15 protein-coding genes and 2 pseudogenes are annotated in these 14,016 nt (G+C 65.9%); 9 read left to right on the top strand and 8 right to left on the bottom strand.

Going from position 1 to position 14,016, the window contains the following annotated elements; translation table 11 throughout:
• Positions 1–82 precede the first annotated feature (82 nt).
• Genes FPJ27_RS18090 through FPJ27_RS18080 form a run of 3 tightly spaced genes read right to left on the bottom strand, consistent with a single transcriptional unit; the run spans position 83 to position 2,616 of the window.
• The gene (locus FPJ27_RS18090; protein ID WP_204422024.1) at positions 83–1,045 is read right to left on the bottom strand and encodes an LLM class oxidoreductase; all 963 of its coding nucleotides are present in this window, start codon (positions 1,043–1,045) and stop codon (positions 83–85) included.
• 13 nt (positions 1,046–1,058) lie between these two features.
• Positions 1,059–1,382: an adenylate cyclase gene (locus FPJ27_RS18085; protein ID WP_204422023.1), complete on the bottom strand. Its 324-nt coding sequence runs from the start codon at positions 1,380–1,382 to the stop codon at positions 1,059–1,061.
• A 31-nt stretch (positions 1,383–1,413) separates the two neighbouring features.
• Entirely contained in the window at positions 1,414–2,616 is a 1,203-nt protein-coding gene (locus FPJ27_RS18080; protein WP_072440232.1) for an MFS transporter, read from the bottom strand.
• A 101-nt stretch (positions 2,617–2,717) separates the two neighbouring features.
• Here FPJ27_RS18080 and FPJ27_RS18075 point away from each other — a divergent pair, with 101 nt between their 5' ends.
• Positions 2,718–3,668 carry a LysR family transcriptional regulator gene (locus FPJ27_RS18075; protein WP_072440235.1) on the top strand — a complete coding sequence of 317 codons (951 nt, stop codon included), beginning with the start codon at positions 2,718–2,720 and terminating at the stop codon, positions 3,666–3,668.
• Positions 3,669–3,757: 89 nt separating this feature from the next.
• Here FPJ27_RS18075 and zwf read toward each other — a convergent pair whose 3' ends face one another.
• The gene (zwf, locus tag FPJ27_RS18070; RefSeq protein ID WP_204422022.1) at positions 3,758–5,233 is read right to left on the bottom strand and encodes a glucose-6-phosphate dehydrogenase; all 1,476 of its coding nucleotides are present in this window, start codon (positions 5,231–5,233) and stop codon (positions 3,758–3,760) included.
• A gap of 202 nt (positions 5,234–5,435) precedes the next feature.
• On the opposite strand from zwf, the gene FPJ27_RS18065 reads away from it, so the two are divergent.
• Together FPJ27_RS18065 and FPJ27_RS18060 are read left to right on the top strand one after the other, a co-directional pair.
• Positions 5,436–6,014 (top strand): TetR/AcrR family transcriptional regulator, encoded by a 579-nt coding sequence (locus FPJ27_RS18065; protein ID WP_204422021.1) that lies wholly within the window; start codon positions 5,436–5,438, stop codon positions 6,012–6,014.
• A gap of 180 nt (positions 6,015–6,194) precedes the next feature.
• A complete protein-coding gene (locus tag FPJ27_RS18060; protein ID WP_204422020.1) occupies positions 6,195–7,067 on the top strand; it encodes an SDR family NAD(P)-dependent oxidoreductase in 873 nt (290 codons plus the stop codon).
• A 107-nt stretch (positions 7,068–7,174) separates the two neighbouring features.
• Here FPJ27_RS18060 and FPJ27_RS18055 read toward each other — a convergent pair whose 3' ends face one another.
• Positions 7,175–7,831: an NrsF family protein gene (locus tag FPJ27_RS18055; RefSeq protein ID WP_072440308.1), complete on the bottom strand. Its 657-nt coding sequence runs from the start codon at positions 7,829–7,831 to the stop codon at positions 7,175–7,177.
• Positions 7,831–8,481 carry a sigma-70 family RNA polymerase sigma factor gene (locus FPJ27_RS18050; protein WP_204422019.1) on the bottom strand — a complete coding sequence of 217 codons (651 nt, stop codon included), beginning with the start codon at positions 8,479–8,481 and terminating at the stop codon, positions 7,831–7,833. Before FPJ27_RS18050 ends, FPJ27_RS18055 begins: the two co-directional genes overlap by 1 nt.
• A gap of 132 nt (positions 8,482–8,613) precedes the next feature.
• On the opposite strand from FPJ27_RS18050, the gene FPJ27_RS18045 reads away from it, so the two are divergent.
• The 4 genes from FPJ27_RS18045 to FPJ27_RS18030 are packed head-to-tail and all read left to right on the top strand — an operon-like array spanning position 8,614 to position 11,111.
• Positions 8,614–8,934, top strand: coding sequence for a DUF2282 domain-containing protein (locus FPJ27_RS18045; protein WP_175960065.1), 321 nt, complete (start codon positions 8,614–8,616; stop codon positions 8,932–8,934).
• A gap of 14 nt (positions 8,935–8,948) precedes the next feature.
• Positions 8,949–9,836, top strand: coding sequence for a DUF692 domain-containing protein (locus FPJ27_RS18040; protein ID WP_204422018.1), 888 nt, complete (start codon positions 8,949–8,951; stop codon positions 9,834–9,836).
• A complete protein-coding gene (locus FPJ27_RS18035; RefSeq protein ID WP_204422017.1) occupies positions 9,808–10,632 on the top strand; it encodes a putative DNA-binding domain-containing protein in 825 nt (274 codons plus the stop codon). Before FPJ27_RS18040 ends, FPJ27_RS18035 begins: the two co-directional genes overlap by 29 nt.
• Positions 10,629–11,111 carry a DoxX family protein gene (locus FPJ27_RS18030; protein WP_204422016.1) on the top strand — a complete coding sequence of 161 codons (483 nt, stop codon included), beginning with the start codon at positions 10,629–10,631 and terminating at the stop codon, positions 11,109–11,111. Before FPJ27_RS18035 ends, FPJ27_RS18030 begins: the two co-directional genes overlap by 4 nt.
• Before the next feature lie 424 nt (positions 11,112–11,535).
• Here the strand turns inward: FPJ27_RS18030 and FPJ27_RS18025 are convergent, their stop codons facing one another.
• Both FPJ27_RS18025 and FPJ27_RS18020 read right to left on the bottom strand, forming a co-directional pair.
• Positions 11,536–11,952 (bottom strand): plastocyanin/azurin family copper-binding protein, encoded by a 417-nt coding sequence (locus FPJ27_RS18025; RefSeq protein WP_072440253.1) that lies wholly within the window; start codon positions 11,950–11,952, stop codon positions 11,536–11,538.
• Positions 11,953–12,029: 77 nt separating this feature from the next.
• The gene (locus tag FPJ27_RS18020; protein ID WP_204422015.1) at positions 12,030–13,103 is read right to left on the bottom strand and encodes a TIGR03118 family protein; all 1,074 of its coding nucleotides are present in this window, start codon (positions 13,101–13,103) and stop codon (positions 12,030–12,032) included.
• Positions 13,104–13,292: 189 nt separating this feature from the next.
• Between FPJ27_RS18020 and FPJ27_RS18015 the strand changes: the two are divergent.
• A pseudogene (locus FPJ27_RS18015) lies at positions 13,293–13,550 on the top strand (DUF4142 domain-containing protein); the annotation flags it as partial.
• A pseudogene (locus FPJ27_RS18010) lies at positions 13,549–13,962 on the top strand (sigma-70 family RNA polymerase sigma factor); the annotation flags it as partial. The pseudogenes FPJ27_RS18015 and FPJ27_RS18010, both read left to right, overlap by 2 nt.
• Positions 13,963–14,016: the final 54 nt, after the last annotated feature.

Raw genomic sequence — 14,016 nt, 5'->3', positions numbered from 1 at the left:
AAACGCCTTTAGAGGTCAAAAATATTTGATTTGAATTCAAATATCGATCGTGAACCGGGCCCGCTGAGGGCCGTTGCCGGCCTTATGCGACGTGTGTTCGCGCGCCCGCGTTCGCGTTCGCATTCGCATGGAACGCCGGCAGCACGTCCGCTGCGATCTCGGCCATCGTCTCGTCGAGCGGACGGCGGTTGCGGCGGAAATGCAGGCCGATGTGCCGCACGCCGGCGTCGCGCATCGCAGCGAGTTCCTCGGTCAGCGCGATGCGTCCCGCGCGGGCGCCGAAGCGGTGCCGCTGCAGCGGTTCGTGCGGATCCTCCGCGAGGTCGAGATGGATGAAGCTCACGTACGGCTTGTCGCCTGCCACCGCGCGCCAGTTCGCGGCGCGCTGCGCGTGGTCGGCCGGCGTGCCCGGATACGCGAGGCAGCCGTCCATGTGCTCGCCGATCCACGCGGGCGTCTGCTGCGCGAGGCCCGCGACGAGCAGCGGCACCGGCGAACGGGCGGCCGGCAGCACGTCGAGGCCGGGCGGCAGGTGTCCGCGCGCGCCGTCGCGCAGCAGCGCGATCTGGTCGCGGAAATTCGCGCCGCGCGATGCGAAGTCGCGGCCGAACAGCGGATATTCGACCGGCCGGTCGCCGCTCGCGACGCCGAGCAGCAGGCGGCCGCCGCTCAGTTCCTGGATCGTCGCGGCCGATTTCAGCGTCAGCAGCGGTTCGCGCAGCGGCAGCACGACGGCCGCCGTGCCGAGCAGGATGTCGCGCGTGATGCCGGCGAGGTAGCCGAGATACGAGAACGTTTCGAACACCTGCGCGGCGTCGCCGAACGACGGGTCGTACACCGGCACGTCGCGCACCCAGAGCGCGCGGAAGCCGAGCGTGTCGGCCAGTTGCGCGAGCTCCGCGTGGATTTCCAGGTTGGGCACGCCGGGGCGGCGGCCGTCATGCTGGCGCTTCGCGTCGCCGGCCGGCGACCAGTCGTTGTCGAGCGGCAGTTCGATACCGACGCTGAAGCCGCCGTCGGCGAGTTTGTCGAGTGAAGTGGACATCGTCGGGCTCCGTTCAGATCGCGCGCAGGCTGCCTTCGAGCCGGTAGAAATCGAGCGACGGCGCGGTGAAGAACGAGCGCGATGTGCCGGCGGCGAAATCGTCGATATGCACGACCGTCGCGCGGTCGGCTTCCTGCCACGAGATTGCGTAGGTCTCGCCGGCGATGTGCTGCCACGTGCAGGCGACTTCGCCCTTCGCGCCGGCGTATGCGCCTTCGGTGATCTCGTAGCGCATGCGGCGGCCGTCCTCGTCATACGCGTTGAGCGCGGCGAGGCCGTCGTAACGGACTTCGAATGTCTTGCCGGCGAACGGCGGACGCTGGGTCGATGCGTTCATGCTGATCAGCTCCTGCAAAAAGATGTGACGTTCAATGGGCGAGTTCGACGGGTTCTGCCGTGCGTGCCGGCAACCCTTGGTGGCGGTCGAGACGGCCGCTCAGCGCGGTGAGCGCGAACGCGCCGAGCGTGACGACCGCGGCGATCCACGGCGTGTGGCCGAGGCCGACGTTCGCGACGATCAGGCCGCCGAGCGACGAGCCGCCGGCGACGCCGAGGTTGAACGCGGCGATGTTGAAGCCCGATGCGACGTCGGTGGCGTCCGGTGCGAAGTGGCGCGCCTGCTTGACGACATACACCTGCAGCCCCGGCACGTTGCCGAACGCGACCGCGCCCCACGCGAGCATCGTCAGCACCGCGAGCCATTTGACGTGGATCGTGAAGGTCAGCGCGAGCAGCACGATCGCGAGCAGCAGGAAGATCCGCTTGAGCGCCTTCACGGGGCCGACGGCGTCCGCGAGCTTGCCGCCCCACACGTTGCCGAACGCGACCGACACGCCGTAGCCGACGAGCACGAGGCTCACCTGCGACGGCGTGAAGCCGGCGATCTGTTCGAGCAGCGGTGCCATGTACGTGAACGCGATCAGCGAGCCGCCGTAGCCGACGGCCGTCATCGCATAGACGAGCAGCAGGCGCGGCTGCGCGAGCACGCGAAGCTGGCGGGCGAGCGGCGCCGGCGGCGTTTGCGGCAGCGCGCGCGGCACGAATGCGACCGCGCCGAGGAACGCGACGAGGCCGAACAGCGCGACGATCAGGAACGTCGCGCGCCAGCCGAAGTGCTGGCCGATGAAGGTGCCGAGCGGAATGCCGGCGACGAACGCGACGGTCATCCCGCTGAACATCGTCGCGATCGCGCTGGCGGCCTTGTCCTTCGGCACGAGCGTGGTCGCGATGATCGAGCCGACCGAGAAGAACACGCCGTGCGCGAGGCCGGTGAGGATGCGCGCGACGATCAGCGATTCGTAGCCGGGCGCTTGCCATGCGACGAGGTTGCCGACGGTGAAGAGCGCCATCAGCGCGGCGAGCAGCGTCTTGCGCGGCACGCGGCCGGTGAGCGCGGTCAGGAGCGGCGCGCCGATGGCGACGCTCAGCGCGTACAGGCTGACGAGCAGCCCGGCCGACGGCAGGCTGACGCCGAGGTCGGCGCCGATCGTCGGGATCAGCCCGACGATCACGAATTCGGTGGTGCCGATGGCAAAGGCGCTGATGGTCAGCGCAAGCAGGGCGAGTGGCATGATGGGATCCTGGTTCCAGTAAGGATGGATCGCAGTGTGCCGCCTTTACTTTTGCTGAAAAACTGGTCTATAAACCAAATTGTTTTGATTTCAAATCAACAATGAAAATCACGCTCGACGAACTCCAGGCCTTTGCCGCCGTGGTCGACACCGGTTCGATCACCGCTGCCGCGCAGCAGCTCGACCTCACCGTGTCGGCGGCGAGCCGCACGCTCGCGCGGCTCGAGGAGAAGCTGAAGACCACGCTGCTGCGCCGGACCACGCGCCGGCTCGAGCTGACCGAGGAAGGGCGCGCATTCCTGCAGGACGCGCGCGCGATCATCGAGTCGGTCGAGAATGCGGAAGAGCAGATGCTCGCGCGTCGCGAGATGCCGTCGGGGCGCCTGCGCGTCGACGCCGCGACGCCGTTCATGCTGCACGTGATCGTGCCGCTCGTGCGCGGCTACCGCGAACGCTTCCCGAAAGTCGAACTGGAGCTGAACAGCAACGAAGGAATCATCGACCTGCTGGAGCGGCGCACCGACGTCGCGATCCGGATCGGCCGCCTGAAGGATTCGACGCTGCACAGCCGGCGCATCGGCAACAGCCGGTTGCGCATCCTCGCGAGCCCCGCGTATGTCGAAGCGCACGGCCTGCCGCGCAAGGTCGAGGATCTCGGCAGGCACACGCTGCTCGGCTTCACGCAGCCCGAATCGCTGAACGTGTGGCCGATCCTCGGCACCGACGGCGAACCGTGCCGGATCGAGCCGGGCATCTGGTCGTCGAGCGGCGAGACGCTGCGGCAGCTCGCGCTGGACGGCGCGGGCATCGTCTGCCTGTCGGATTTCATGACCGCGCAGGATCGCGAAGCGGGGCGGCTCGTGCAGCTGCTCGCGCGCCAGACGCTCGACGTCGAGCAGCCGATCCATGCGGTGTACTACCGCAATACCGCGATCTCGTCGCGGATCGCGTCGTTCGTCGATTACATGATCGAGGTGCTGGGCGGCGGTGGCGGCAGCAGCGGCAGCGATGCGCCGGCGCGGCGCAAGGCCGCGTGGCTGGAGCCGCGCTAGCGGCTGCGGGCGGCTTGCGGGGAAGACGGGGCGGGCATACGCCCCGATTGGCCCGGCGTGCCGCGCGGCGGCACGCCGTCGTGCTGCGGTTACGCTTCTTCGGACCAGGACATGCCGTCGCGCGCGAGCAGCGCCGACGAGGCCGCGGGCCCGAACGTGCCGGACGTGTACAGGCGCGGCCGGTCGCCGAGCTGCTTCCAGCCGTCGAGGATCGGCTCGACCCACGACCATGCGGCTTCGAGCTCGTCGCGGCGCATGAAGTGCGTGAGGCGGCCGCGGATCACGTCGATCAGCAGCCGTTCGTACGCTTCCGCGCGCCGTTCCGGAATCGCCTGCTGCAGGTCGAGGTTCAGGCTGACGGGCACCATGTTCATGCCGCTGCCCGGTTCCTTCGCGAGCATCTGCAACTGGATCGACTCTTCCGGCTGGAGCTGGATCACGAGGCGGTTGCCGTAGTGGCGCGGGCCGGTCGGGATGATCGAGAACGGCATGTCCGCGAACTCGATCACGATTTCCGACTGGCGGCGCTGCAGCCGCTTGCCCGTGCGCAGGAAGAACGGCACGTTCGCCCAGCGCCAGTTGTTGATGTGCGCGCGCAGCGCGACGAAGGTTTCCGCGCGGCTGTCCGCCGGCACGTTGTCTTCCTCGAGATAGCCCTTGACCGGCTGGCCGTCGACCGCGCCGGCCGTGTATTGGCCGCGCACCGTGTCGCGCGCGACGTCCGACAGCGCCATCGGCCGCAGCGAGCGCAGCACCTTCAGCTTCTCGTCGCGCACCGCGTCGGGGTCGAGCGACACGGGCGGCTCCATCGCGACGATGCACAGCAGCTGCAGCAGATGGTTCTGCACCATGTCGCGCAGCGCGCCGGTATGGTCGTAGAAGCCCGCGCGGCTGCCGACGCCGACCGTTTCCGCGACCGTGATCTGCACGCTGCGGATGTTCGGCGCCTGCCACAGCGGCCCGAAGATCGGGTTGCCGAAGCGCAGCACCATCAGGTTCTGCACGGTTTCCTTGCCGAGATAGTGGTCGATCCGATAGATCTGCGATTCCTCGAAGTGCTTGCCGACCGCATCGTTGATCGCCTTCGCGGATGCGAGATCGTGGCCCAGCGGCTTTTCGAGGACGACGCGCGAGCGCACGTCGACGAGGTGCGCTGCCGACAGGTTGTCGCAGATCGTCGTGAACAGCTCCGGCGACGTCGACAGGTAGAACACGCGGATCGCGTCGCCGCGCGCCGCTTCGGCGAGGCGCAGGTAGTCGTCCGGCGCGTTCACGTCGATCAGCACGTACTTGAACAGGTCGAGGAAACGGCTCCACGCGTCGGCGTTGAACGCCTTCTCGTCGATGAACGGGCGCGACTGCTCGTCCATGAACTTGCGATAGCCGTCGATGCCCCAGTCGCGGCGGCCGACGGCGATGATGCGCGTCTCGGGCGGAAGGTTGCAGTGCAGGTGCGCCATGTACAGCGCGGGCAACAGCTTGCGGGCGGCCAGGTCGCCGCCGCCGCCGAAGATGATCATGTCGACGGGCCGGTCGGCCGCGGTCTGGGTAGGCTGATTCGTCATGAGTGGTTCGCGGTTTGAAACGGGGAACGTGAAACGAACGTCGAAGGCATCGGGCGCCGGATGGCCGGCACCGGTACGGCAAAACGATAATAGTGCACGGTTTTGATGGATTGCGTGTGCGTTCCCCCAAGATGTAACAGGGCTTGCGTTCCGTCGGGCGGCCTGATTATGATTGAGTGCTCACTCATTAAAGGAGTCGAACGTGGCCCGACCGCGCAGTCCCGACAAGCACGAAGCCATCCTCGCCGCCGCCGCCCGCGCGCTCGCCGAGGACGGCGCGACCGCGACCACCGCACGCATCGCGCGGCTCGCCGGCGTGGCGGAAGGCACGGTGTTCACGTACTTCGAGACCAAGGATGCGTTGCTGAACGCGCTGTACCTGAGCCTGAAGGCCGACATGCGCGAAGCGATGATGACCGGGTTTCCGGAAGGCGCGCCGGCCGAGCAGGCCGTGCGGCACGCGTGGAACGGCTATGTGTCGTGGGGCGTCGCGAATCCGGACGGGCGGCGCGCGCTGCAGCAGCTCGGCGTGAGCGGACGCATCGACGACGTGCATCGCGCGGCCGGCGCCGAAGGTTTCGGCACGATTCGCTCGCTGTTGCAGGAGCAGATCGTCGCGTCGGGCGGGCTGACGGCCGATGAAGCGCACGCGTTCTGCGCGGCGCTGTTTACGTCGATCGCGGAAACGGCGATGGAGTCGGTCGCGCGTGATCCGGCGCGGGCCGATGCATACCGGGAAGCCGGGTTTCGTGCGCTGTGGGCTGTGCTGCACGCGGTGTGAGCGTGACGCGAACGATGTGACGGAAGGGGTGGCCGCCGTGGGCGGTGCGTGTGCGGTACGGCGGAAGGCAGGACGGTTTCAGGCAGGGCGACGCATCGCACGAATCATCGATGCATCGTCGATATTAATGAGTGAGTAATCATTCATTTTCGTGGTTTCATCTTTTCGAGGAGTGGAAAAATGTCGAAAGTCTGGCTGGTAACAGGGGCCGCGCGCGGCCTGGGGCGAGCGATTTCGGAAGCGGTGCTGGCGGCGGGCGACCGGCTGGTGGCCGGTGCGCGCGATCCCGCGCGGCTGGCCGATCTGGCAGCGCAATACGGCGACCGGCTGCTGCCGGTGGCGCTCGACGTCACCGACGAAGCGGCGGCCGCGCAGGCCGTCGCGGCGGCACGCGAAGCGTTCGGACGCATCGACGTGCTGGTGAACAACGCGGGTTACGGCCATACGGCGCCGTTCGAGCAGATGGGCGCCGACGACTTCCGCGACCAGATCGAAACGAACCTGTTCGGCGTGATCAACCTGACGCGCGCGGTGCTGCCGACGATGCGTGCGCAGCGCGCGGGCCACATCTTCCAGGTATCGTCGGTCGGCGGGCGTACGTCGACGGCCGGTTTGTCCGCGTATCAGGCGGCGAAGTGGGCGGTCGGCGGGTTCAGCGACGTGCTGTCGAAGGAAGTCGCGCCGTTCGGCGTGCGCGTGTGCACGCTCGAGCCGGGCGGGATGCGCACCGACTGGGCCGCGCAGGCGAAGCGCAGCGTCGACGGCCTGCTGCCCGACTATCAGCCGTCGGTCGGGAAGATTCTCGAGCTGTACGGCGCATATGCCGGCCACGAGGTCGGCGATCCGGCGCGGGTCGCGAAGCTGATCGTCGAGCTGTCGCGGCGCGACGACGTGCCGATGCGCCTGCTGCTCGGCGGCGATGCGCTGTTCGTGTGCGAGCAGGCGGAAACGCAGCGCGCGGAAGAAGCCGCCCGGTGGCGGGATGCGACGCTGTCCACGCAGTTTCCGGATGCGAAGCTGCCGGAGGGGCTGGAAGCGTTGAAGCGCGTGTAATGAGCACGGCTATGCGCCGCTCGCGCGGCTGCTCCGTTGGGTCGGGCCGTGCGTAACGGCAGGCCCGATGCGAGCGGCCGGGCAATCGGCTGCCGGCCATCTGTCGATCACACGCCCGCCCCGACCCAACGGAGCAGCCGCGCACCGTACGACGCACTTGCGATCAGCAGGACAATTGTCAGTCCGACGTTCCACGCGAGAATCATCATCGTGGCGTCGAGCGGATGATAGAGCGATAGCGCGACCGCCGTCATCGCGGAGACGGCAACGCTTCCCGCCATGACCACGGGCACCGGCGCGAGACGTGCGGCATGGCGCAGCATGATCAGCAGCGTCAACGAAAGCGGCACACCGGTGAGCACGAGCGTCGCAAAACAGCGGGCTGTTTCGCCCGGCGACAGGCCGTCGGGGCCGATTTCGACCCAATTCGTCAGGCAACCGTAGCCGATCGTCGAGATCCAGACGAACAGAGCCGGCGACGGCAACAGAAGCCATCGCAGCGAGCGCCCCGGCACGCTCGCGATGAACGCGCCGATGGCGGCCAGAATTCCTGTTGCCGCCGCCGCTGCGATGCCGGTGACGAACGCCCGCTCGTGCAGCTTCAACGACAGATCCGGCCGCAAGCCGTGCGCGACGGCGATGGCAAGGAGCAGCAGCGCCGCGAACGTCAGCCAGCCTGTTGCCCGCCACAGCGGCCGGCGCAGCGGGCGGACCGGCGTGCTGTCCGCTACCAGCGATTCGATCAGTTCGGAGGTCGGCCGTATCATTCAGCTGTCCCTTTTCTCGCCAGCAATTTACGTAATGTCTTGATCCCGCGATGGACCGCGACCTTCAGGGCGGCAACCGTCATGCCGCTCGCGACGGCCGCTTCCTTCAACGACATTTCCTCGAGTTTGAGCATCCGGATCGCGTCGCGCTGGCCCTGGGGTAACCGGGCAAGCGCGTCGCGCAGCACCTGCGCATCGGCTGCCTCCTCCATAAGATTCGCTCCGTCGCCGGCCAAGGTTTCGTGGTCGGGGTCGAGCGACATCTCGCGTGATGCCGCACGGCCCTGGCGACGCAGCGCGTCAACGATGCGGCGACTCGCTATCGATACCAGCCACGGCCCGAATGGCCGCTCGGGCGCGTAGGTGTGGCGCACTTGATGAAGGGTGATCAGTATGTCCTGCACCACATCCTCGACGGCATCGGGGTGGACACCGTGGCGTGCAGCAAGTCGCCTCAAGTACGGGGTGACGCTCTCGAGCAGCCGGCGGTAGGCGTCCCGGTCGCCGATCTGTGCGCACGCCATCAGCATCGACCAGTCGGGCGATCCGTCCTCCCGAATCGCCGCCCGTCCGCTACCTGCCTCGGGCCCGGCTGCCGGCCGGACCAGACGGATACGCCTTGCACGATGGCTTTCGTCGTCGGTCATTTCCAAGGTATCCCGCTACAAGGTCCGGCGCAGAAAATTTTCCGGCGCGCTGCGTAACCTTTGGTCGCCGCGGAGCGAATTTTCTGACAAGGTCGCGCACCGGCGATCTCTCGATCTTCAGGAGAAGACACCATGAGCAAATCCGCCTTAGCCGTTTCCTCCCTGTCAGCCGCGATCGGACTTGCGCTTGCCATGCAAGCCGCTCCGGGACAGGCGCAGGGTATGAAGGATATGAGCAATATGCCCCAGGTCGTCAAGGACAACATGGCGAAGATGGCGCAGAACCATCTGGAAAAATGCTACGGCGTGAACGCGGTCGCCAAGAACGACTGCGCCGAGGGCGCGCATTCGTGCGCGGGGCAGGCCACGCAGGCTCGTGATTCGAAGTCGTTCGTGCTGTTGCCGGCCGGCGATTGCGGCAAGATCGCCGGCGGCAAGCTCAAGGCCGGTTGACGGCCCGCCCCATCATGAGCGTATCCGCGCCGCATCGCCCGGCGCCGCGCCCGATTCCGGCCCGGGCGGGCGTCGGGCTGCGCTTCCGGCACCATCGGACGGTCATTGACGAGCGGCCGGCTGTCGCATGGTTCGAGGTGCACACCGAGAACTACATGGGCGGTGGCACGGCGTCGCGATGTCTGGATGCGATTCGTCGCGATTACCCGCTGTCGCTGCATGGCGTGGGCTTGTCCATCGGCAGCGCGGACGGGCTGGACGCCGTGCATCTCGCACGGGTGCGTGCAGCAGTGCTGCGTTTCGAGCCCGACCTGGTTTCCGAGCATGTGTCGTGGAGCGCGGTGGGCGGAACCTATTTGGCGGACCTGCTGCCCTTGCCGATGACCGAGGAGGCACTGGAGGTCGTATGCCGGCATGTGGACCAGGTGCAGACCGTGCTCGGGCGGCAGATTCTGGTGGAGAACCCGTCCACCTATTTGCGCTACGTCCACTCGACCATTCCAGAGTGGGAATTTCTTTCGGCAATCGCGCGGCGCACGGGATGCGGCCTGCTTTGCGACGTGAACAACGTTTACGTCAGCGCTTGCAATCATGGCTGGGATCCGCATACGTATCTCGCTACGCTGCCGCCGGCGGCGATCGGCGAAATCCATCTCGCCGGCCATAGCACGATGCAACTCGAGAACGGCCGAACACTGCGCATCGACGATCATGGCTCGCGCGTCGCGCCCGCGGTGTGGACACTCTACGAAGCGGCGCTACGGCGTTTTGGCCAGGTGCCGACGCTGATCGAATGGGACAACGACGTGCCCACGCTCGAGGTTCTGATTCAGGAGGCGGCCATCGCGGATGCCGTAGGGGAGGCGATTCGAAATGAAACCGCAAACGCATTCGCTTGCTGACGTGCAGCAGGCTTTCAGCCGCAGCCTGCTGTGCGATGCCGATCACGATGCGAATGACGACGTTGCAGCCGTGGTGCTCGGCGACGGGCTTGAGCCACGCGCACGCTTGAACATCTACCGGAACACGGCGATGAGCGTGCTGGCCAACGCGCTGCGCCTGAGCTTTCCGGCTGTGCAGCGTCTGGTCGGCCCCGAATTCTTCGACGGTGCCGCGCGCCTGTTCTGCAGCACGGCGCCGCCGCATCGCGCGTGGCTGGACGAATACGGCGCGCAGTTTCCCGACTTCCTCGCGCAGATGCCGCAGACCGCGTCGCTGCCGTACCTCGGCGACGTCGCACGCCTCGAATGGCAGGTCAATCTCGTGCTTCACGCACCGGACGATCCGATACTCGATCTTACCCGCCTGGCACGACTCGACGACGTCGCGCTGGGCGAGTTGCGGCTGCGGCCCCATCCAGCTGCGCGGCTGCTGTGCTGCAACTCTCCCGCCGACGCGATCTGGCGCGCAGTGCTCGAGAACGACGATTCGGCCCTACGCGCGATCCGGCTCGACGACGCGCCCGCACACCTGCTCGTGCAGCGCACGGCCGAAGATGTGGAGACGCTCCGCTTGAGTGTCGCCGAATGGCAGATCACCACGGCGCTCTTCGCAGGCGAGACGGTGAGTGTCGCACTCGCGAAAGCTCCCGAAGCGCACGGATACGCACTGCTCGCAACCTGTCTTGCACGCGGATGTTTTGCTGAAGCGTCGCAGTCGGCGAACGACTGCGCGTTCGACGGAGGATCAAGGACATGACTCGCCTGTCACGAACCGCCCATACCCGGGCGAGCGCGGCCGACGCACTGCTGCGCATCGCGCAGACGCTCGAGCGTGTTCCTTACTGGCTGCTCGCCATTCCGCTGCGGATCGCGGTGGCGACCGTCTTCTGGAACTCGGCGATGACCAAGCTTGCGAACTGGGACGCGGCACTGCAACTCTTTTCGGAAGAGTACCGGTTGCCGGTGCTGCCACCCGAAATCGCCGCATACATGGCTGTCTCGATCGAACTGAGCATGCCGGTGCTGCTTGTACTCGGCCTGGCAGTCCGGCCCGCCGCGCTGGTCCTGCTCGGGATGACCTCGGTGATTGAAATCTTTGTCTATCCGCAGGCGTGGCCCATACACATTCAATGGGCGGCGATGCTGATCGTGCTGTTGTGTCGCGGCGCCGGATTGTTATCGATTGATCATGTGGTGCGCACGCGCTGGCTGCAGCGGAATTCAGCAGAAAACTGAGCCGCAGGCCTCGACCCGAGAGTGCGCTCCAGGGTCTATCGTGAAGTGTACGGATGGAAATTCAATGGACCGTCTTCCCGACATCATGACCGGATCATTGGGGGCGATTCCGGCAGCACTGGAACACGCGGGCAGGTTCAGCCTGTGCAAATCCGCGCACGGTCAGATGTCGGCGAGTGGCGTTCTGGATCGTCACCCTCTCGCTGATTGGTCTGCTTGCCGTGCCGTCGTTGAAAAGGGGCGGGGGTCAGCAGCACAAGGGCATCCGTCCGCGTGACGCCGAGGTGGCGCCGCGCGACGGACGAACTGAAGAGGGGCCGAAGTCGACGACGCACACGCCGCGCCGCGTGGCGAAGTCTCCGGTTCCGATCGCACGACATCGGTACCCGGCGCTTCCGGGCTGTCTTTCGGGCCGCGAAGTGACTTACGGCGTCACGACAAGCGCCGTATGCATGCCCGCAACGTAGTGTCCCGGCTTGTTGCAGATCAGCACGTAGTGGCCGGGCGTGAGCTTGAATGACGCGCGCTTGCTCGTGCCCGGCGCGATGTCTTCGACTTCGCCGATCTTTCTCAACCTGTGCTCCAGCACCTGCCGTTTGCGGACAGGAAGTGCATCATCCGAGAGATCGGTCCTGAGCACGACAAGTTCGTGCTCCATGTTGTTGTCCACAGCATTCTTGACGTCGAACGTGACGCGACCCGCTTTCACGTTGTGTGTCTCGAGCTGGATCGAGTTCGAACGCAACGTCGCGTTGACGGTTTGCTCCGCCCGGCTTGCATGCGATGTCATGCCGAGGGCGGTCACACTGGCGAGGATGGCGATTCTGTAAGCGGCGTCCATGGCGGCCTCCTTTGCATCGAAACAACGCGGCCTATCAAGCGTCGAGCGATTGCCGTAAGCGATCCCGGCGGGAACGCTCACGGGCCGACGTCGATGCGGCCATAGACACCGTCGGCTTCGTCGTTGGGGCCGGCAGCAAAGAACAGCGTATTGACGGGTTGATTGTTGAGGCCGTTGCCGAATGCGATGCCCCACAGCCCCGGCTCGACGATCGCCTTGCCATCGAGTTGCTGCAGGGTCCCGCGCAGCATGCCTGATGTCGCATCGAACGCGTGGATCATGCCGTCACCGAAGTTGCCGATCAGAACGGTGTTGCTGAAGCGGCCAAAATCCGCGGGCGCAAGCGCCATGCCCCACGGCGCATTCAACGGTTCGCCCGAGGCGAAGCGTTGAACGAATTGTCCCGACGGGCTGAACACGTCGATCAAACCCAACCCTGCACCAGCGACGTCGTCGTGTGCTGCCGCGTCCTGCTTCGCATAAGAGACGTAAAGTTTCGAGCCGATGGCCTGAATTCCAAACGGCGCAAAGCCTGCCGGCAAAGCGGGATCTTGAAATGCACCGGCCGTCGTGACCTTTGTGAAGGTCCTGTCGAAAACATCGATCCGGTTGTTGTGGAAGTCGGTTGCGTACAGGAAATTCGCGCCGTTGTTGCTGGCCATGGCGAGCCCTTTGTAGACGGCGCTGCCGCCGCTGTCGAACACGGTGACGGCCGATGTCGGATTGACCGCGGGCGACCACGCCGTGATCGTTCCACCCTCTCCGGCGAATATGAAAGGCGCCGGCCCCGATTTTGCGCCCTGGGTCACCACGAAGTCTGACGTGCCGTTGAATACGATACCCGTGGGGGCGGCGTCGCCTTGCGAGCCGGCGGGGATTGTCACGACGAGCGATTGCGGCACGCCATTGCCGTCATAGAGCGTCGCGTGCTGCGTCCCGTTATCCGCGACCCAGACAAAGCCCTTGGGATTGAATGCAATGCCCCACGGATTCTTCAGGTTTGTATCCACGTGAGCAGCGGGAAGCGCACCGTCGGAAACCAGTACGCCGACCTTGTACTGACTGACGTGGGATGAACTGCCGCATGCTACGACGCTGGTCAGCACTAATGCCATCATCGCAGCGCCGAGCGTTGTATGGACCTGTTTCATGACTTGGCTCCGAACACGATTGAGACGTTAGTAAACGGACAGGCCGGTGCGTTTATTCCGCTCGTTTCATTCGCGCGGCTACGGTGTCGGGCGCGGAACGCGACGATCAGTCGTGACGTCTATCGCCACGGAACCGTCCATCGTCGATCCTTGCGAGGACGGCCGTTCAAACTGGACAGGAGAAAACAAATGGCGCTCACGTACAAACTGAGCCTGGTGGCACTGCTTTCGACGTTGCCGCTCGCGGCTTACGCGCAGGATGCGCAGTTAACCGATCCCCAGATCGCCGCGATCGTGGTGACGGCGAATCAGGTCGACATCGATGCAGGGAAGCTTGCGATAGGCAAGACTCACACGAAGCAGGTCAGGGACTTCGCAAAATTGATGGTCACGGACCACACCAGCGTGAACCGATCGGCAGTCGCGCTTGCGACCAGGCTGAACCTGTTTTACGCGTCAGCGCCGGAGCGCCCGGCGCGATAACATCGCGCCGATGGCCAGCACGTCGACCATCGGCGATTTCGAGCGGAACGTCATGGTCGAAGACCCAATCTCATCGCCCGATCGCGCACTCATGCGGGCAGAGTTGCGCGCGTTGCTCGAGCGCAAGCTTGATGCGTTACCCGACGCGTTCCGGGTCGTCTTCGTCCTGCGTTGCGTCGAGGAGCTGAGCGTCGAGGAAACGGCACAGTGTCTCGGTATACCGGAAGCGACCGTGCGTTCGCGTCATTTCCGGGCAAGGAGCATGCTGCGCGAATCCCTTGCTCAGGAAGTCGATCTGGCCGAGCGTGACGTGTCCTCGTTCGGCGGCGCGCGTTGCGATCGGATCGTGACCAGCGTGCTGGCGAGGCTCGATTCGCGCCGATATGCTTGCACGGCGCGCGCCGTGTGCTCAAGGAAACGGCGCGACGGC

Origin of the sequence: Burkholderia sp. MS455 (assembly GCF_016899445.1) — a bacterium.
GTDB lineage: Bacteria > Pseudomonadota > Gammaproteobacteria > Burkholderiales > Burkholderiaceae > Burkholderia > Burkholderia pyrrocinia_C.
This window is presented reverse-complemented; position numbering and strand designations above follow the sequence as displayed.